General features: G+C 72.1%; 18 protein-coding genes. 13 read left to right on the forward strand and 5 right to left on the reverse strand.

What is annotated here, in order from left to right:
* The first annotated feature begins 4 nt into the window (after window positions 1–4).
* The 8 genes from D5H75_RS03405 (at window position 5) to D5H75_RS03440 (ending at window position 7,637) form a co-directional block, all read left to right on the forward strand.
* Window positions 5–823: a dienelactone hydrolase family protein gene (locus D5H75_RS03405; RefSeq protein ID WP_119924810.1), complete on the forward strand. Its 819-nt coding sequence runs from the start codon at window positions 5–7 to the stop codon at window positions 821–823.
* A 63-nt stretch (window positions 824–886) separates the two neighbouring features.
* Window positions 887–1,879, forward strand: coding sequence for an ABC transporter substrate-binding protein (locus tag D5H75_RS03410; protein ID WP_202637776.1), 993 nt, complete (start codon window positions 887–889; stop codon window positions 1,877–1,879).
* Window positions 1,876–2,742, forward strand: a complete 867-nt coding sequence (locus D5H75_RS03415; RefSeq protein ID WP_202637777.1) for an ABC transporter ATP-binding protein — start codon at window positions 1,876–1,878, stop codon at window positions 2,740–2,742. The genes D5H75_RS03410 and D5H75_RS03415 overlap by 4 nt, the downstream gene beginning before the upstream one ends.
* Entirely contained in the window at window positions 2,739–3,563 is an 825-nt protein-coding gene (locus D5H75_RS03420) for an ABC transporter permease (protein ID WP_119924811.1), read from the forward strand. The genes D5H75_RS03415 and D5H75_RS03420 overlap by 4 nt, the downstream gene beginning before the upstream one ends.
* The gene (locus D5H75_RS03425; protein ID WP_119924812.1) at window positions 3,560–4,315 is read left to right on the forward strand and encodes an ABC transporter permease; all 756 of its coding nucleotides are present in this window, start codon (window positions 3,560–3,562) and stop codon (window positions 4,313–4,315) included. Before D5H75_RS03420 ends, D5H75_RS03425 begins: the two co-directional genes overlap by 4 nt.
* A gap of 211 nt (window positions 4,316–4,526) precedes the next feature.
* Window positions 4,527–5,420 carry a LysR family transcriptional regulator gene (locus D5H75_RS03430; RefSeq protein ID WP_119924813.1) on the forward strand — a complete coding sequence of 298 codons (894 nt, stop codon included), beginning with the start codon at window positions 4,527–4,529 and terminating at the stop codon, window positions 5,418–5,420.
* Between the two features lie 79 nt (window positions 5,421–5,499).
* Window positions 5,500–6,660: an alpha/beta hydrolase gene (locus D5H75_RS03435; protein WP_202637778.1), complete on the forward strand. Its 1,161-nt coding sequence runs from the start codon at window positions 5,500–5,502 to the stop codon at window positions 6,658–6,660.
* Window positions 6,657–7,637 carry an NADPH:quinone reductase gene (locus D5H75_RS03440; RefSeq protein ID WP_119924815.1) on the forward strand — a complete coding sequence of 327 codons (981 nt, stop codon included), beginning with the start codon at window positions 6,657–6,659 and terminating at the stop codon, window positions 7,635–7,637. Before D5H75_RS03435 ends, D5H75_RS03440 begins: the two co-directional genes overlap by 4 nt.
* Before the next feature lie 309 nt (window positions 7,638–7,946).
* Here the strand turns inward: D5H75_RS03440 and D5H75_RS03445 are convergent, their stop codons facing one another.
* Window positions 7,947–8,768 carry a class I SAM-dependent methyltransferase gene (locus tag D5H75_RS03445; RefSeq protein WP_119924816.1) on the reverse strand — a complete coding sequence of 274 codons (822 nt, stop codon included), beginning with the start codon at window positions 8,766–8,768 and terminating at the stop codon, window positions 7,947–7,949.
* Window positions 8,769–8,870: 102 nt separating this feature from the next.
* On the opposite strand from D5H75_RS03445, the gene D5H75_RS03450 reads away from it, so the two are divergent.
* The 3 genes from D5H75_RS03450 to D5H75_RS03460 all read left to right on the forward strand — a co-directional run bounded on the left by D5H75_RS03450 (window position 8,871) and on the right by D5H75_RS03460 (window position 11,765).
* Window positions 8,871–9,473, forward strand: coding sequence for a TetR/AcrR family transcriptional regulator (locus D5H75_RS03450; RefSeq protein ID WP_119924817.1), 603 nt, complete (start codon window positions 8,871–8,873; stop codon window positions 9,471–9,473).
* Between the two features lie 605 nt (window positions 9,474–10,078).
* Window positions 10,079–11,308 (forward strand): serine hydrolase domain-containing protein, encoded by a 1,230-nt coding sequence (locus D5H75_RS03455; RefSeq protein ID WP_119924818.1) that lies wholly within the window; start codon window positions 10,079–10,081, stop codon window positions 11,306–11,308.
* Between the two features lie 52 nt (window positions 11,309–11,360).
* On the forward strand, window positions 11,361–11,765 hold the full coding sequence (locus D5H75_RS03460; RefSeq protein WP_119924819.1) for a hypothetical protein: 405 nt from the start codon (window positions 11,361–11,363) through the stop codon (window positions 11,763–11,765).
* A 101-nt stretch (window positions 11,766–11,866) separates the two neighbouring features.
* Here the strand turns inward: D5H75_RS03460 and D5H75_RS03465 are convergent, their stop codons facing one another.
* On the reverse strand, window positions 11,867–12,091 hold the full coding sequence (locus D5H75_RS03465; RefSeq protein WP_119924820.1) for a hypothetical protein: 225 nt from the start codon (window positions 12,089–12,091) through the stop codon (window positions 11,867–11,869).
* A 252-nt stretch (window positions 12,092–12,343) separates the two neighbouring features.
* On the opposite strand from D5H75_RS03465, the gene D5H75_RS03470 reads away from it, so the two are divergent.
* Entirely contained in the window at window positions 12,344–13,168 is an 825-nt protein-coding gene (locus D5H75_RS03470) for an SAM-dependent methyltransferase (protein WP_119924821.1), read from the forward strand.
* Window positions 13,169–13,360: 192 nt separating this feature from the next.
* Window positions 13,361–13,966, forward strand: a complete 606-nt coding sequence (locus D5H75_RS03475) for a cadmium resistance transporter (protein WP_242453951.1) — start codon at window positions 13,361–13,363, stop codon at window positions 13,964–13,966.
* An 89-nt stretch (window positions 13,967–14,055) separates the two neighbouring features.
* On the opposite strand, the gene D5H75_RS03480 is transcribed toward D5H75_RS03475, so the two are convergent.
* From D5H75_RS03480 to D5H75_RS03485, 3 genes are all read right to left on the reverse strand, one after another.
* On the reverse strand, window positions 14,056–14,505 hold the full coding sequence (locus tag D5H75_RS03480; protein WP_242453952.1) for a VOC family protein: 450 nt from the start codon (window positions 14,503–14,505) through the stop codon (window positions 14,056–14,058).
* Between the two features lie 472 nt (window positions 14,506–14,977).
* Entirely contained in the window at window positions 14,978–15,178 is a 201-nt protein-coding gene (locus D5H75_RS40790; protein WP_147425051.1) for a hypothetical protein, read from the reverse strand.
* A gap of 503 nt (window positions 15,179–15,681) precedes the next feature.
* Window positions 15,682–16,062: an SdpI family protein gene (locus tag D5H75_RS03485; RefSeq protein WP_119924822.1), complete on the reverse strand. Its 381-nt coding sequence runs from the start codon at window positions 16,060–16,062 to the stop codon at window positions 15,682–15,684.
* Window positions 16,063–16,333 lie beyond the last annotated feature (271 nt).

Genomic DNA, 16,333 nt, shown 5'->3' on the forward strand with positions numbered 1-16,333 from the left:
CCCCATGAACGCAGCCAACGAGCGTCTTGACGACGCGATCACCGACTTCTCCCGCCGGCGGGTGGACGTTGACGGGGTGGTGAAGACGGTGTACGTCTCGGGGGCCGGACCTGGTGTCGTTCTGATGCCAGAGATGCCCGGCATCAGCCCGGACGTCCTCCGGCTGGCGCGGTGGGTGCGGGACGCGGGGTTCACCGTGTACGTCCCCTCGCTGTTCGGCGTGGACGGGGCCTACCCCACGGCCGAGGACGGAGAGAAGGTCGTCCGCCGCGCGTGCGTCAGCGCCGAGTTCCGCGCGTTCGCCGGGGGCGGCACCAGCCCCGTCACCGCGTGGCTGCGCGGCCTCGCGCGGCAGGCGCACGATGAGTGCGGCGGCCCGGGAGTGGGCGCGATCGGCCTGTGCTTCACCGGCAACTTCGCCCTGACCATGACGCTTGAGCCGGCCGTCATCGCGCCGGTGGTCAACCACCCGTCGCTGCCCCTGGACGACCCCGCGGGGCTTGAGCTCAGCGACGAGGACGCCCGCGCCGTCCAGGACCGCGTCGAGCGCGACGGGCTCACGGTCCTCGCCTACCGGTTCGACAACGACCGCTGGTGCACCGGCCGGCGCTTCGCCGCCTACCGGGCGCTGCTCGGCGACGCCTTCGACGGCCGCGTCTTACCGGGCGGCGCCGCCAACACCGACCCGCCCCCGTTCTTCCGTGACGTCGTCGGGACCCCCCACAGCGTCACCACCGCCCACCTGGTCGACGAGGACGGCCACCCCACCCTGAAGGCAAGGGACGAGATCCTCGCCTACCTGACCGCCCGCCTGCGCCCCTAGCGCCGCTCCTCGCCCTCGGCCCCGTCGGCCGACTCCGCTGCCGCCCATCCTCAGGAGGTAACTGTGATCAGGCTCTACCGGTCCCGGCTTGCCCTGTGCCTGTCGTGGCTGTCCCTGGCCGGGATGCTCGGTGCGACGGCCGGGTGTGGCGCCGGCGCGCCGGGCGCGGAGCCGACGAAGAAGCTGCGTATCGCCGCCACCGGCGCGGACAGTCTGCCGTTCATGGCGATCCTGCAGGTCGCGATCGACAAGGGCTGGTTCGAGCAGCAGGGCCTGGAGGTGTCGATCTACTCCGGCAGCGGGGGCGGCAGCACGCTGCGCGTCGTCGCGACCGGTGACGCGGACATGGCCATCACGGGCAACACGTCGGTGGTGCTGGCAGGGCAGCGCGCCGGATCGCGGATCAAGGTCGTGGCGCCGTGGTTCCAGGTGAACGACTTCTCCTGGATCGGCACCAAGACCGTGGCCAAGCAGCGCGCCACGCTGGGGTTCTCCTCGGCCGGTTCCACCACCGAGCTGATCGTCAAGGCGCTGCAGAGGAAGATGCCCGGCATCTCGTCCCTCGGCGTCGGCGCGGAGGGCGACAACTGGGCGGCCGTGAAGTCCGGGCGCATCGACGCGGGCTGGGCCATGCACCCGTTCATCACCGAGAAGCAGGACAGCGACGGCGCGAAGACGGTGGTCACCGCGCGGGACGAGATCGGCGACTTCCCGGCCGACCTGGTCGCGGTCAACTCCGACTACGCGGAGCGCAACAGGGCCAACCTCACCGGATTCTTCACGGTCGTGGACAAGATGTTCGGCTACGTACGGGACGACCCCGGCAAGGCCGCCGCGGACATCGCGCCGCTGCTCAAGGTCACCCCGGAGATCATGAAGAAGGCGCTGGAGGACACGCCGGACCTGGACAAGGCGTACTCGCTGAAGGTCGACCCGGCCGCGCTGAAGAACCTGTCGGACCTGATGGTGGCCGCCGGGCAGATCACGAAGCCGATCGACTGGGGCACCCTGCTGGACCAGAGCTACCTGCCCGCCGGCGACCGGGCGAAGCTGTGAGCTCCCCGGGCACCGGCGTGGTCCTGGACGACGTCCGCGTGGAGTTCAGGTCGTCCGGCCGTGACGGCCCGGTGGTCGCGGTGGACGGGATCACGCAGGAGATCCCCGCGGGTGGGTTCGTCTCGGTTGTCGGGCCCAGCGGCTGCGGCAAGTCCACGCTGCTGTCGGTCATCGCCGGGCTGCGCGCGGCCACGTCCGGGTCGGTGCGGATCAACGGCCGTACGGTGACCGGCCCGGACAGGGACGTCGGCGTGATGTTCCAGGAGGATTCCGTGCTGCCGTGGAAGAACGTCACCGACAACGTACGGTTCCCGCTGCAGATCGCCCGGGTCCCGCGCGCCGGGCGGCCCCGCCTGGGACCCGGCCACCGGCCCGGACGTGCCGCCGCGCGCCGCCGCATCGCTCAAAGGGCGCAGGAGGCCATCGACCTGGTCGGGCTCGGCGGGTTCGAGCGGCGATACCCGGCCGAGCTGTCCGGCGGCATGCGGCAGCGGGTGGCGCTGGCCCGTACGCTCGCGATGCGCCCGTCCGTGCTGCTCATGGACGAGCCGTTCGCCGCGCTGGACCAGCAGACCCGGCTGCTGCTCGGGGCCGAGGTGCGGCGGATCTGGGGCGAGACCCACCAGACCGTCCTGTTCGTCACGCACGACATCTCCGAGGCGATCCTGCTGTCTCAGCAGGTGTGGGTGATGTCGTACCGGCCCGGTACGATCCTCGACGTCGTCGACGTGGACCTCCCCGCCGACCGCGACGCCTCCGTCGTGTCCACGCCCCGGTTCAACGCGTTGCATAACCGTATCTGGGAGAGGCTCCGCACCGAGGCCATGCGCGGTTTCGCCCAGGAGAACCGGTTCCCGGCATGAACGTGCGGGCACCCGACACCCCAGGGGCACGGCGCCCGTCCGTGTCGCGCGCGCCCCGCCGGCCGTGGTCCGGGCTGGCCGGCGCGCCGGCCGCGGTGGTGCTCATGGTGCTGGCCGGCGTCGTCGCCGAGGTGGGCGCGGCGGCCGCGTGGTGGGCGCCGGACGTGCTGCCCGCACCGTCGGACCTCCTGCCCGCCGCCGCGCGGATCGCGGGCTCGCCGCGGTTCTGGCAGGACGCGCTGCGTACCGGCGCCGAGCTGCTGCTGTCCTGCGTGTTCGGGGTCGTCGCCGGGCTCGGGCTCGGCGTGGCGTTCTGGAAGGCGCCCGGCGCGGGGCGGGTGTTCGAGCCGTACCTGGTGTCGTTCTACGCCGTGCCGCTGGTCCTGTTCTATCCGATCGCCATCGTGCTGATCGGCATCAACCAGTGGTCGGTGGTCGTGCTCGCGTCGATCATGACGGCCATCCCGATGACGCTGAACACCTGGACCGGGCTGCGCGCCATCCCGCCGGTGTACCTGAGACTGGCCGCGTCCATCGGCTGCTCTCGATCGCAGACGCTGTTCCGCGTCGCGCTCCCGGCCGCCGCGCCGTACGTGGTCGCCGGACTGCGGCTCGGCGTCGCGTACGCGCTGATCGGCACCGTCGCCATGGAGTTCACCACCGCGCAGGCCGGCCTCGGCTACCAGGTCCGGTACCTGTACGAGTCGTTCGACGCCGTCGGCATGTACGCCTACATCCTCGTCATCGTCGCGGTGTCCGTGCTGCTCACCGCGGTGCTGGAGATCGCCGAGCGGCTGCTGCCGCGCGGGAGGGACACGTGAGCCCCGCCACCGCCCCGCCCACTCGGGACGGCTGCCGCGTCACCGCCGGGTCCGTGGCCGTCGCGGTCATCGCGGTCATCGCCTGGGAGATCGCCTCGCACCTCAGCTTCGTCATCCCCGAGCCGCTGGACACCTTCCTCGCGCTCGGCCGCGACCTGGGCGACCCGCGGTTCCTGGCCGGGCTGCGGGAGACCCTGCTGGCCGCGCTGGCCGCGTTCGTGCTGGCCATGCTGATCGGCGGGCCGGCCGGGCTCGGCCTCGGGCTGTCCCGCCGGGCCCGCGTGGTGTTCTCGCCGATCATCACGATGCTGAACGGCATACCGAAGATCGTGCTGTACCCGGTGCTGCTGCCCGTCTTCCATCTCGGCTACGGTTCCAAGATCGTCATGGGGCTGCTGTTCGGCCTGTTCCCCGTGCTGATCAACACGGCCGCCGGCGTACGCGAGATCCCCGATGTGTACTGGCGCCTCGCCCGCTCCCTGCGCGCCACCCGGTGGCAGACGCTCACCCGCATCCTGCTGCCCGCCATCCGCGGCCCACTGCTCACGGGCGTCCGCCTGGCCGTCAGCCTCTCCCTGGTCGGCGTCGTCCTGTCCGAGTTCTTCGCCACCGAGCGGGGCCTCGGCCGCATCGTCCTGAGCGCGTACTCCAGCGGCGACTACGCCGGCATGGTGTCCACGATCCTCCTCCTCATCGCCATCTCCTTCGCCCTGTCGCTCTTCCTGTGGCGCCTGGAACGGAGGGTCCGATGAGCCGGGCCGGTTCTCTCGCCTGCTGCGGCGACCCAGGATCGAGCGGTCCGCCGCATGTGACGATGGCGGAGATGGACAGTATGAGCGAGGTGACCGCGAGCCTTCCGGCGGGTGGTGGTGGGCGTGGGTCCCCTGCCGAGCAGCGCCGCAGGAGGAGGCTCCGGCACGTTTCGGACGCGGCCATCAGCCGGTACGGCCGGATAATCACCCTATGATCAGTTCGCGCCAGCTGGAGTACTTCCAGGCGGTCGCCAGGGAACTGCACTTCACCCGCGCGGCCGAGGCGTTGCGCATCGCGCAGCCGGCGCTCTCCCAGCAGATCCGCAAGCTCGAACGGCAGCTCGGCCTGACCCTGTTCGAGCGCAACAACCACCGGGTGGCGCTCACCCCGGCGGGGGCCGCGCTGCTGGAGCACGCCGACCGCATCCTCGCCGACCTCGTGGCCGTCGAGGACGAGATGCTGGGCTGGGCCGCCGGGGTGCGCGGCCGGATCCGCCTGGGTGCCGCGCGCGGGCTGATGGGGCGGCTGGCCGAGACGCTGGCCGTGTTCTGCCGTACGTACCCGGCGGTCGAGGTGGAGTTGCGCGAGCTGAACACCGAGGAGATGTCCGCCGCGCTGCACGCCGGCCGGCTCGACGTGGCCACGCTGGCGGCGCCGCCCCCGCCCGGTGACCGGCGGCTGGCCTCGCGCTCCCTGGGGGACGAGCCGCTGGTGCTGGTCAGCGCCGCGGAGGGGCCGTTCGCCGGGCGGGAGCAGGTGCGGCTGGCCGAGCTCGACGGCGCCGACCTGGTCGTCTACGCCCCGGGGTCGGCGGTGGGCGAGATCATCCAGGCGGCGCTCGCCGAGACGGGGGTCAGCGCGCACGCCCGGTTCGAGAGCAGGGAGTACGCCACGGCCCGGACGCTCGCGTCGGTCGGCCTGGCCGCCGCGATCATGCCGCGCTCGGTCGCCGTCGCACCGGGCCCGCCGGTCAGCGTGGCGAGCCTGGACCCCGAGCCGGTCTGGCGTCCGACGCTCGCGTGGCCGTCCGGCCGCCGTCCCACTCCGGCGCTGGCCGCCTTCATCCGCTTCATGGCCGATGATAACTTCGCGATATCACCATAAGTCTGATCATGTCTTGGACTTATCACCCGGTACGGCGGCATCGTGGATCTCAGCGGAAGGAAGAGAAGGAGACCACACCATGGACCGCCAGGAACGAGGCCGCCGCGAGTACACGGCCATGATGGGATCGGCCCCCGAGGAGGCCCTGGCCGGACTGCGCAGGAAGTCGCCGGAGCTGTTCGACGCCATCCTCGATGGCTTCGGCGGGCCGATCGCCCGCACCGAGCTGAGCCGTACCGCGAGAGAGCTGGCCACGGTCACGACGCTGGCGGCGCTCGGCGGCGCGGAGCCGCAGCTCGCCGTCCACACCGCCGCCGCGCTGCGCAACGACGTCACCCCCGCCGAGCTGCGCGCCCTCGCCGAGCACCTGTCCCTCTACGTCGGCATGCCGCGGGCGCTCAACGCGCTGCGTGTGATCGACGAGGTGCTGGCCGCGGCCGGAACGCCCCCGCCCGCCGACCTCCAGCGGGTACGGCTCGCCGACCACGAGACCGTCGTCGCCCGCCGCGGCGAGTCGGGGCCGCCCGTCGTGCTGCTGCACGCGCTCGGCCTCGGCTGGCGCATGTGGGAGCCCGTCATGGAACGCCTGGCGGAAACCAGGCGGGTGTACGCCTACGACCTGCGCGGGCACGGCTCGGCCGCCGGGGCGCCGACCTCGTTCACCATGCAGGACGCCGCCGCCGACCTGTTCGGCGTCCTCGACGCGCTCGGCCTGGAGCAGGCGCACGTCGTCGGCCTGTCCTACGGCGGCGGCATCGCGCAGACCGCCGCCGTCGCCAGGCCGGAACGCTTCGCCTCGCTGGCCCTGCTGGGCACCACCGATCACGCCTTCGAGGCGTTCGAGGGGCGGGCCAGGTCCGCCGAGGAAGAGGGCATGGCGGCGCAGATCGTGCCGTCGCTCACCCGGTGGTTCACCCCCGCCGCGCTCGCCGTCAACGGCCCCGGCGTGCGCTACGCGCGGGAGCTGGTGCTGCGCGCCGATCCGGCCGACTGGGCCGCGGCCTGGCGCGCGTTCAAGGGCGTGGACGTGCAGGGACGGCTGGCCGGCTTCGAGCCGCCCACGCTGGTGCTGGCCGGCGAGCTCGACGCCTCCTGCACGCCGGAGATCATGAAGGCGCTGGCCGCGCGCATCCCCGGAGCCACTTACCAGGAGCTGCCCGGCACCCCGCACATGATGACGCTGGAACGCCCCGACCTGGTCGCCGCCGCCCTCGACGACTTCCTCCCGCGCGCGTCATGAAGGCCGTCTGGTACGACCGCACCGGCCCCGCCGCCGACGTGCTCACCGTGGGGGAACTGCCCGATCCCGAGCCCGCCGCGGGCGAGGTGCGCGTCCGCGTACGGGCCGCCGGCGTCAACCCGGCCGACGTCAAGCGGCGCCAGGGGGCGGGCGACCGGGTGATGCGCGACCCGCGCGTGATTCCCGGCGACGACGGCGCCGGCGTCATCGACCGCGTCGGCCCCCGCGTCCCCGCCTCGTGGATCGGCCGGCGGGTATGGGTGCACTCCGCCAACCACGGCCGCCCGTTCGGGACGTCCGCCGAGTACGTGGTGGTGCCCGCCGCCCAGGCCGTCGAGCTGCCCGCGAACACGTCCTTCGAGGCCGGGGCCTGCCTCGGCGTGCCGGCCCTGACGGCCCACCGCTGCGTGTTCGCCGACGGCCCGGTGGCCGGGCGGACGGTGCTGGTCACCGGGGCCGCCGGAGCCGTCGGCCACTACGCCGTCCAGCTCGCCGCCCACGACGGCGCCACCGTGATCGCCACGGCCCGCACGCCGGAGCAGCGCGCCTCGGCCCTGGCCGCCGGCGCCCGTCACGTGATCGACAACCGCGCGCCCGGGGCCGCCGGGGCCGTGCTCGACCTCGTGCCCGGGGGCGTGGACCGGGTGGTGGACGTGGCCTTCGGCGCCAACCTGCCGTTCACCTCGGAAGTGATCGCCACCGGCGGCACCATCGCCACGTACGCCTCCGACGCCGTGCCGGAGCCGGCGCTGCCGTTCTACCGGCTGATGCGGCGAGGTGTGACGATCCGGACCACTTTGGTGTTCGTCATGCCGGCCCCCGCTCTGCGCGCCGCCACCGAGCACGTCACCCGCCTGCTGGAGGACGGCGTCCTCACCCACCCCATCGCCGCCCGCCACCCCCTCACCGCGGCGGCCGACGCGCACCGCGACGTCGAGTCCGGCCACGCCCCCGGCAAGGTCCTCATCCTCCCCTGACCCCTCGCCCGCCGGCGATCTCCGCACGGCGGCCTCCACGCCGGCCCGGCACGCGTCGAGCGGGCCGTCCACGCCGCGCTCGCGGAAGGGCGGGCCGGCGGGGAGATCACCCGCGATCAGGACGCCGCCACCTTGACCCACCAGGTCCTGACGACCTACTACGGCCTGCGCGTCCTCGCCCGCGCACAGCCCGGCCGCATGGCGCTGACGAAGGTGGTGGACGCCATGCCGGCCAAGCCGTGACCGCCGGCGCCCCGCCCGCGCGTGAGCCGGCCGCGCTCCAGGTACGGCCGGCTCGGCCGGGGCGGGTCAGGGGTTGCGGGTCGCGGTGACGGCGATCGTGGTGTACGCCATGGTGAAGCCGCCCCCCAGCGCGTCGACGGCGGCGCCGACGGAGTCCAGCACCCTGGCCAGCGCGTCCGGCGGAAGCTGGGTGAGCGCGCCGGTGGTGGGCAGCAGGTCGAGCCATTCGTCGCGGCTGTAGTGCCGCTCCCAGTCGAACCGCCACTCCTCCGGCTCGCCGAACCCGGCCGTCTTCCGGATCCCGTCGGCGAACATGTCGAACATCGCCTGGTACACCTCGCGGGCCGGCCTCGGCGGCCCGGCGTTGACCGGCGACGCGGGCGCCTCCTCACGCAGGGCGGCGGTGAACGCGTCCGCGACGCCGGGCGGCGGGTCGTACGCGTGCGCGAACACCGACAGCACGCCGCCGGGACGCAGCACCCGTGCCGCCTTGGCCCCGCCCGCGACCGGGTCCACCCAGTGCCAGGACTGCCCGGCGACGACCGCGTCGAAGGCACGGCCCCCGTCGTCCCAGTCCTCGAACGTCGCCACCTCGACCTCGACGCCGGTACGGCGGGCGAACTCGGCCATCCGGGCGTCCGGCTCGACGCCCAGCACCCGGCATCCGGCGGCCAGGAACTGGCGGGCCTCTATGCCGGTGCCGCAGCCGACGTCGAGGATGTCGGTCCCGGGGGCGGCCGCGATGATCCGCCGTACGAGATCCTCGGGGTACTCGGGCCGGGCCCGGTCGTAGCGTTCGGCGTCGGCCCCGAAGGACTCCGCCATCCCCCTGGCCTTGTGGGGCTCGCCGCGAGAAGGCCCGGGCTGCCGCCGCGATAGAGTGGGCATGCGCCCACCATAGTGGGCACGCGCCCACTCGACCAACGGCCGGCGGCTCGGTTCGCGCTGAGCGAAGGACGGGCGGGGCATGGGGAGAAGGAGGAGCGGGCGATGCCGACGGGAGTGGCCATCCGGGACGCGAGGCAGCAGTTGTTCGACGCCGCCGAACGCGTCCTGCTGCGCGCCGGGGCGACCGGCCTGACCAGCCGGGCGGTCACGGCGGAGGCGGGCGTCGCCAAGGGAGTGCTGCACAAGCACTTCGCGGACTTCGACGCTTTCCTCGCCGAGCTCGTGCGCGACCGCGTCGCCCGCCTGGAGGCCCAGTCCGCCGCCCTCCGCGCCGCCGCCGGGACCGGCGACGTCGCCGCCAACCTCACCAGGGCCCTCACCGACCTGTTCGACCCGATCGCCGTGTCGGTCGTCGGCCTGGTCATCTTCCGCGACGAGCTGCGCGCCCGCCTGCGCGAATCCCGCCCGGCCCCCGGCATCCCGCTCCTGGCCGACGCCGCCGCCATGATCGCCGCCTACCTCACCGAGGAGTGCGAGCTGGGCCGCGTCGCCGCCGACACCGACGCCGAGGCCCTGTCCCTCTCCCTCATCGGAGCCGCCCACCTCCTCTTCGCCCCCCGCGAGTCCACCCCACCGCCCCCCGAAGAGGTAACCAAGATCGTCAACGCCGTCCTGGCCGACGCCCTCCAAAGACGACTCCTGTGAGCGACCCGTCCCCGCCCGCCGTCGCGGCGCCGGGGACGGCTCCGACGTCCACGCCGTCGTACCGGCGTCACGTGTCCGCACGGCCGTACGGACACGCCGTCGCACAGGCGTGCGTTCACGTTGTCGTACGGGCGTGCGTTCACGCCGTCGTACGGCCGTGCGTTCAGCTCGTCGTACGGGCATGCGGACACCTCGTCGTACGGGCATGCGGACACGCAGTCGTACGGGGTGCGGGGCCTGGCCGAGGATGGCGGCCGGGCCGTGGCGGCCCGGGCTGGGGCGCGGATGAGTCACTCAGGGCTCTGAGCTGCTCTGTTTCCTCCCAATGAAGACGACCTTGCGGGATTCGTCGTTGTTCGGGGCGGTCGGCGTGCTTGATCCTCGAAGCGCACGAACCGCCCGCCCGGGTGGGGCCGCCGACGGACGGCCTCACCTGGGCGGGATCGTGTCAGCGGCCGTGTCAGGGCGACGACGGCCCGCTATCAGGGCGGCCCGCGATCGTAGAGGTCATGAACGGTCCGGCGATCGCGGGACCGGGCCGCCCCCGCTCACCCGCAAGGGCCGGGGGCGGGCTTCGCGAGATCTTCAGGTAAGGAGAATTGGTGATGGGACACGTCAACGGCGGTTTCTCGGCGGCCGGGCTGCGCAGGGTGCGCGAGGTGCTGGAGCGGCACGTGGACTCGGGGCGGATCCCCGGGGTCGTCTCGCTGGTGAGCCGGGGTGAGGAGACGCACGTCGAGGCGCTGGGGACGATGCGGCACGGCGGCGGCGCGCCGATGCGCCGGGACACCATCTTCCGGATGGCCTCCACCTCCAAGCCGGTGGCGATGGCGGCGGCGATGGTGCTGGTGGACGAGTGCCGGCTGCGGCTGGACGACCCGGTGGACCCGTGGCTGCCGGAGCTGGCCGACCGGCGGGTCCTCACGCGCATCGACGCCCCGCTTGAGGACACCGTCCCGGCGCGGCGGCCGATCACGGTGCGGGACCTGCTGTCCTCCACCTTCGGGCTCGGCATGGACATGACCTCGCTCGGCACCCCGATCATGGACGCCGTCTTCGCCAAGGGCCTCACGCCCAACCTGCCCGAGCCCATGCCCGAGCCGGACGAGTGGATGCGCCGCCTGGGCGAGCTGCCGCTGATGTACCAGCCGGGCGAGCGCTGGCAGTACCAGATCAGCCACGACGTCCTCAGCGTCCTGGTCGCCCGCGTGACCGGCCAGACCTTCGAGGAGTTCCTGCGCGAGCGCGTCTTCGAACCGCTCGGCATGAAGGACACCGGCTTCCACGTCCCCGCCGACAAGATCGACCGGCTGCCCACCCTGTACGCCCCGGACCCGCGGACCGGCGAGTTCCACGTGTGGGACGAGGCCGAGGGCGGCCGCTGGAGCACTCCCCCGGCCTTCCAGGGCGGCGGCGGCGGGCTGGTCTCCACCGCCGACGACTACAACGCCTACTTCCGGATGCTCCTCAACGGCGGCGTCCACAACGGCACGCGCATCCTGTCCCGGCCGGCCGTCGAGCTCATGACCACCAACCGGCTCACCCCCGAGCAGCAGGCCGTCCGTCACGAGATGGCGGTCAACAACGTCCACATCTCCCACGGCCAGGGCCAGCAGGGCGGCTGGGGCTACGGCATGGCCGTGCGCACCTACCGCGGCGACTACGCCCCCATCGGCCAGTTCGGCTGGGACGGCGGCAGCGGCACCGCCACCTACGGCGACCCCGTCAACGGCCTCACCGGCATCCTCCTCACCCAGGTCGGCGCCTCCACCCCCGACTCCACGCACCTCATCCACGACTTCTGGACCACCCTCTACCAGGCCCTCGAGGACTGACCCGGGCCGCAGCCCACCGACTCCCGGCACTGACGCGAAGGATCACACCGCCATGACCATCAACCTCACCGACCAGGACGCCCTCACCCTGCGCCTCGCCGCCTGGGGCGCGGTCTCGCTGATGTCCGCCGCGGGCGCCGCCGGCTCGGCGCACAAGGCCGGCACCGAGAGCTCCCTCGCCCTGACCTCGGCGACCGGCCTGGTCGGGCACGTGCTCGCCAGGGCGCCCAAGGGCGTCAAGTACGGCAAGACCGTGGCCGAACTCGCCGACCAGGTGCTCCCGGCCCTGACCGCGGCCATGGGCCTGCTCAAGGAGCAGGCCCCGGCCGAGGCCGACAACTTCCGCCGCACCGTCCTCGTCGCCGTCGAAGCGGCCGCCCGATCCGACCAGGGCGGGCCCAGCCCGGCCATGACCGAGATGGCCCGCAAGATCACCGAAGCCCTCGACGCCGCCTGACGAACGCACCCGCGCACCCCGCCGCGTCACGCCGTCCCCCACAGACCCGTGACGCGGCCCGTGCCGGTTCCACCGGGGAGCGACGGCCCCCTTGAGGGCCGTCAGCCCAGACGGTCGTCCGGGGGCACGGCCTCGGCCCGGCCATCCCACAGCCGCACGATGTACAGCTCGAGGAGGCCGGTCCAGCCCTCCAGTCCATCGAACGGGGCCGTCTTGGCGAGGAGCCGCGCGGACCAGGGGTGGTCGGGTTCGGGGAGTCTCAGGCGCGGCGGGTACGACTCGTTCGCGTCCCAGAGGTCGATAGCGCAGATCGCGTCTCCCGCCACGCCTGGCGGTAGTGCACGTGGAGATCGAACGAGACTTCCGAAATCGATGTCATGACGGGCAACCATACGGTCATGACCTGACATTCCGGCGGCGGCGAATCATGCCAAGGCGGGGCCCTGTGCACCTTATATCTCCCATATGCACTAATTCGAGAACTCGCTTTATCGGGTGATCCACCCGGGTGCGCCGCGGATCTGACCGCGGTCCTATGATCGCGGTAAGAATCCCTCCGACTTCCCCCGGAGAATTGGATGGCTGCGGAAGAGTTCCCGCCGGTGGCCGGCATCGACATCAGCAAGCCGAACGTCGCCCGCGTGTACGACGCGTTTCTCGGCGGCAAGGACAACTACGCCGCCGACCGGGCGGTCGTCGAGGAGAGCCTGCGCTGGAACCCCGACGCGGCCAAGGGCGCCCAGGCCAACCGCGCCTTCCTGCGCCGTGCCGTACGCACCCTCGCCGGGTCGGGAGTCGGCCAGTTCCTCGACATCGGCTCCGGGCTGCCGACCGCGGGCAACGTGCACGAGGTCGCCCAGGCGGTCGATCCCGACGCCCGGGTGGTCTACGTGGACCACGACCCGGTGGTGCTCACCCACGGGCGGGCGCTGCTGGAGAACAGCAAGACCACCGCGTTCGTCCAGGCCGACGTGCGGGACCCCGACGCCATCCTGGGGCACGAGAAGGTCAGGGAGTTCATCGACTTCGAGCGGCCCGTCGGCCTGCTGCTGTTCGCGATCCTGCACCACGTGCCCGACGCCGACAGGCCCGCCGACATCGCCGCGCGGCTGCGCGAGCCCCTGCCGCCGGGCAGCTTCCTGGCCGTCTCCCACTTCTTCGACCCGGGCCCGGCGATGCCGGAGATCTCCGAGGTCTGCCGGGGAGCCGAGCGGTACTTCGACTCGACCCTCGGCAGCGGCCGCTGGCGCACGCGCGAGGAGATCCTGGAGTACTTCGGCGACTTCGAACTCCTGGACCCCGGCCTCACCCTCCTCAACGAGTGGCGCCCCACCGGCGACGAACCCGGCCTCCCCCCGGTCCTGCACAACACCTTCGCCGCCGGAGTGGCCCGCAAGCCCTGACCACCACGCGCCCGCTTCGGCCGGGACGCGCCGGCGAACCCCGCCCACGGCGTACCGCCGGGCGATCACGGGCGTTCACACTCAGGTGATCATCACACTCCCGGGGGCGAGGGCGAGACCTTCGAGCCCGCCCCCCCACAGGGGTGCTCTCTGCGTGCGAATTCCGGCGAATCGCTCCGGTAGGTTCGCGTCGTGGACGGGATCTGGGGGACCATCGCGACGGCCGCGGGCGTGTTCGCCGGGACCAACGTCGACGACATCATCGTGCTGACGGTGCTGTTCCTGTCCGCGCGCGCCACGGGCAGGCCGCGGCCATGGCAGATCTGGGGCGGCCAGTACGCCGGCATCGCGGCCCTGGTGCTCGTGTCGGTGATCGCCTCACTCGGGCTGACGATCGTGCCCGACGAGTGGGTCGGGCTGCTCGGCGTGATCCCCTTCGCCCTCGGCGTCAAGGGCCTGGTGGCGGCCATCCGTGCTCGCACCCACGGTGAGGACGCCTCCTCCGTCGTCGCGTCCGGGCTGGTGTCGGTCGCCGGCGTGACCATCGCGAACGGCGCCGACAACATCTCGGTCTACACCCCCGTGTTCCGCACGATCGGCACCGCCTCGACCCTGGTGACGATCGGCGTGTTCGCCATCGGCGTGGCCCTGTGGTGCCTGGCAGGCTCATGGCTCGGCTCGCACGCCAAGATCATCGCCACCGTGGAGCGGTACGGCCAGTGGCTCGTGCCGGCCGTGTTCATCATCATCGGCGGTCTCATCGTCGTCGAGTCCGGCGTCCTCACCAGGATCTTCTGATCACCGGGGACCCGGGCCACCCGACTCGCGCCCGTCAGGGGACGCGGAGACCCGGAACAGCCGTGACGACGCGCGGAACGCGGCGCTGGCTAGACCACATCGAACTCGTTCCCCTCGGGGTCCACCATCGCCACCGCGTAGTGATCGACCCCGGGCCGCGACAGCACCCGCACGACGGACGCCCCCGCCTGGACGAGCCGCTCCACCTCGGCGTCCACCCGCGCTCTGCGGGTCTCCAGCGGCACGTCCTCCCGCCTGCCGCCCACCTTCACATCCAGGTGGAACCGGTTCTTGACCACCTTGCCCTCGGGCACCCGCTGAAACCAGATCCTCGGCCCGTGCCCCTCGGGATCGACGATGCTGTCGCTGCCGTCCCCCTCGCCCAGTTCGTCCTCCGGCACCCCGATGCCGCGCCAGTAGTCCCGCCACGTGCCGAATCCACCCGGTGGCGGCTCCACGGTGTACCGCAGCGCGCCCGCCCAGAACCGGGCCATCCGCTCGGGTTCCGCGCAGTCGATGACGAGCTGATAAGAGACCATGCCTTCCATCCTGCCGAACCCCTCCGACATTCACCGGCCCTCAGCCCGGACGGGCCACCGAGGGAACAGCTTCTGTGCCGCCGGCGCTTCGGTGCACTCGATTGGCAGCGCTCCATCGGGTGTGCCATGGGGCCTGGGCTGTGCCGACACGCCGTCGAATTCGATGGCCGTCTGCTCCAGGGCCCATCCACCAGCTTCCAGGTCCGCGACCGCGAGTAGATCCCAGCTACTGACCTGGCCCCATGGCACGCGCTGTCTCCCAGCCAGGCCATACCGCGACGACGATCACCACAGCAACCCATCGATCTTCAAACATCTCTCGCGCGGAATACCCTAGCTAGCGCCGTACCCCCGCCGCACCGGCAAACGTCCGCGCCGATGCGGCCCCCTTCTCGTGAAAGAATCACCGCCCTGATCGCACACGCGACTCTTCGTCTTTCCGATGCGGCCACCTGCAGCGAGGCGATTCCGCTCATCGTGCCCGCGGAGGATCCCGGAAGAGGGCGGCGGCGGCCAAAGCCACGCCCAGCGGTACTGCGAGGTCAGGCCAGAGCATCACGACCAGGCCGGCACCGATTGCGACCAGCACCACCAGGAGAATCCGGTTCAGATCGCGTGCGAGTACGGTCTTGTGACGTTCGATCTTCCTCTGATTGGGGGATCTAAGAAGCATGAGCGCGTCCTTGTTGACGTGTTCGGCATAGACGGCTTCCTGTTCCCGCAGGGAGCCGTCGCCGTTTCGGCGAGGCTCACACCGTCTGCGATCTCTATACCCCAGCTGAGCAGCGGCTCCCGATGCCACCGGTTCACCGTTTTGTTACCCTCAGAGCGCGTTTGACTAGATACGCAGCGGGTAGGACTATCGAGTTCTCGACTGCCGACTTCCCAGCGTTCCCGAACAAGGGCAATGGCGTTAACACGTCGCCGGACAAGGTTGCAGCGCTTTTCTAATGGCAATGATCAGGCAGCGCGAGCTTTCGCTGGGCATATTGGGGACGCTCGTCGAACCGCCTTACTCGCGATGCGCCATCTGGAACAAGCCATCCGGCTCGCCAGAGTGGCCCGCAAACCTTGATCATCGCGCCCCGCTACTTCACGATGAGTGCGACGCCCAGGGCATACGACAGGCCTCATCGGCGAGGTGCTGCCGTGTCCTCCGGTACGGCGTGGCGGGCGCTACCGGCCGTGAGCCATCTGCCGGTTGACCCGGGCCGCGATCTGGTCGGCGCGGCGGGCGATCAGCATGAGCCCGCCGACCAGCACCGCCGGCAGGCCCACGGCGATCGCGGCCGCGACGGCCCCGGGCAGGTCGAACGCCATCTCACCGGCCACGGATACGGCGAGGAGGGCCGCCGTCACCCCGGCCAGGCGCCGCAGCGGCCGCCTCAGCCAGGCGTGCGCGGCGTCCCACGCCTCCCGCGAGGCGAGCGTCTGCCGGGTGCGCATCCCGGCGAGCCTGTTCCGCGTGTCCACGGCACCCGACTCGTCGTGAAACGGGATCAGCAGCAGAGCCAGCATCGGCAAGGTCAGCAAGGACACCACGAACACCGGGCTCATACCCCGATCCTAATCACGCGAAGCGACAACGCAGCGATCACCACGGACACGACCGGCCCCCGCCGGCCACCGGGCCCTTCGGCCTCGAAGGCATCCGCTCCGAGCAGGGCGGCGGATGGAAGGTAATGGCTGTGCCGTGGGCCTGGGCGGCGGCCCGGACGCCTCAGCTCAGATCCCAGGCGAGAGCGGCCGGGGTGGCGCCTGCCCCAGCGGACCGGTGAGCGCGGCTCTCCGCGGGCCTCGCCGGGGCCGGCCCGTCGCCCAGCGGGGC

It is taken from the genome of Bailinhaonella thermotolerans (assembly GCF_003594875.1).
GTDB lineage: Bacteria > Actinomycetota > Actinomycetes > Streptosporangiales > Streptosporangiaceae > Bailinhaonella > Bailinhaonella thermotolerans.

Bases quoted from the DNA above. Each gene is read 5' to 3' on its own strand.
- D5H75_RS03405 (WP_119924810.1), top strand. From the start codon at position 5: ATGAACGCAGCCAACGAGCGTCTTGACGACGCGATCACCGACTTCTCC.
- D5H75_RS03420 (WP_119924811.1), top strand. From the start codon at position 2,739: ATGAACGTGCGGGCACCCGACACCCCAGGGGCACGGCGCCCGTCCGTG.
- D5H75_RS03430 (WP_119924813.1), top strand. From the start codon at position 4,527: ATGATCAGTTCGCGCCAGCTGGAGTACTTCCAGGCGGTCGCCAGGGAA.
- D5H75_RS03435 (WP_202637778.1), top strand. From the start codon at position 5,500: ATGGACCGCCAGGAACGAGGCCGCCGCGAGTACACGGCCATGATGGGA.
- D5H75_RS03440 (WP_119924815.1), top strand. From the start codon at position 6,657: ATGAAGGCCGTCTGGTACGACCGCACCGGCCCCGCCGCCGACGTGCTC.
- D5H75_RS03445 (WP_119924816.1), bottom strand. From the start codon at position 8,768: ATGCCCACTCTATCGCGGCGGCAGCCCGGGCCTTCTCGCGGCGAGCCC.
- D5H75_RS03450 (WP_119924817.1), top strand. From the start codon at position 8,871: ATGCCGACGGGAGTGGCCATCCGGGACGCGAGGCAGCAGTTGTTCGAC.
- D5H75_RS03455 (WP_119924818.1), top strand. From the start codon at position 10,079: ATGGGACACGTCAACGGCGGTTTCTCGGCGGCCGGGCTGCGCAGGGTG.
- D5H75_RS03460 (WP_119924819.1), top strand. From the start codon at position 11,361: ATGACCATCAACCTCACCGACCAGGACGCCCTCACCCTGCGCCTCGCC.
- D5H75_RS03470 (WP_119924821.1), top strand. From the start codon at position 12,344: ATGGCTGCGGAAGAGTTCCCGCCGGTGGCCGGCATCGACATCAGCAAG.
- D5H75_RS03480 (WP_242453952.1), bottom strand. From the start codon at position 14,505: ATGGTCTCTTATCAGCTCGTCATCGACTGCGCGGAACCCGAGCGGATG.
- D5H75_RS40790 (WP_147425051.1), bottom strand. From the start codon at position 15,178: ATGCTTCTTAGATCCCCCAATCAGAGGAAGATCGAACGTCACAAGACC.
- D5H75_RS03485 (WP_119924822.1), bottom strand. From the start codon at position 16,062: ATGAGCCCGGTGTTCGTGGTGTCCTTGCTGACCTTGCCGATGCTGGCT.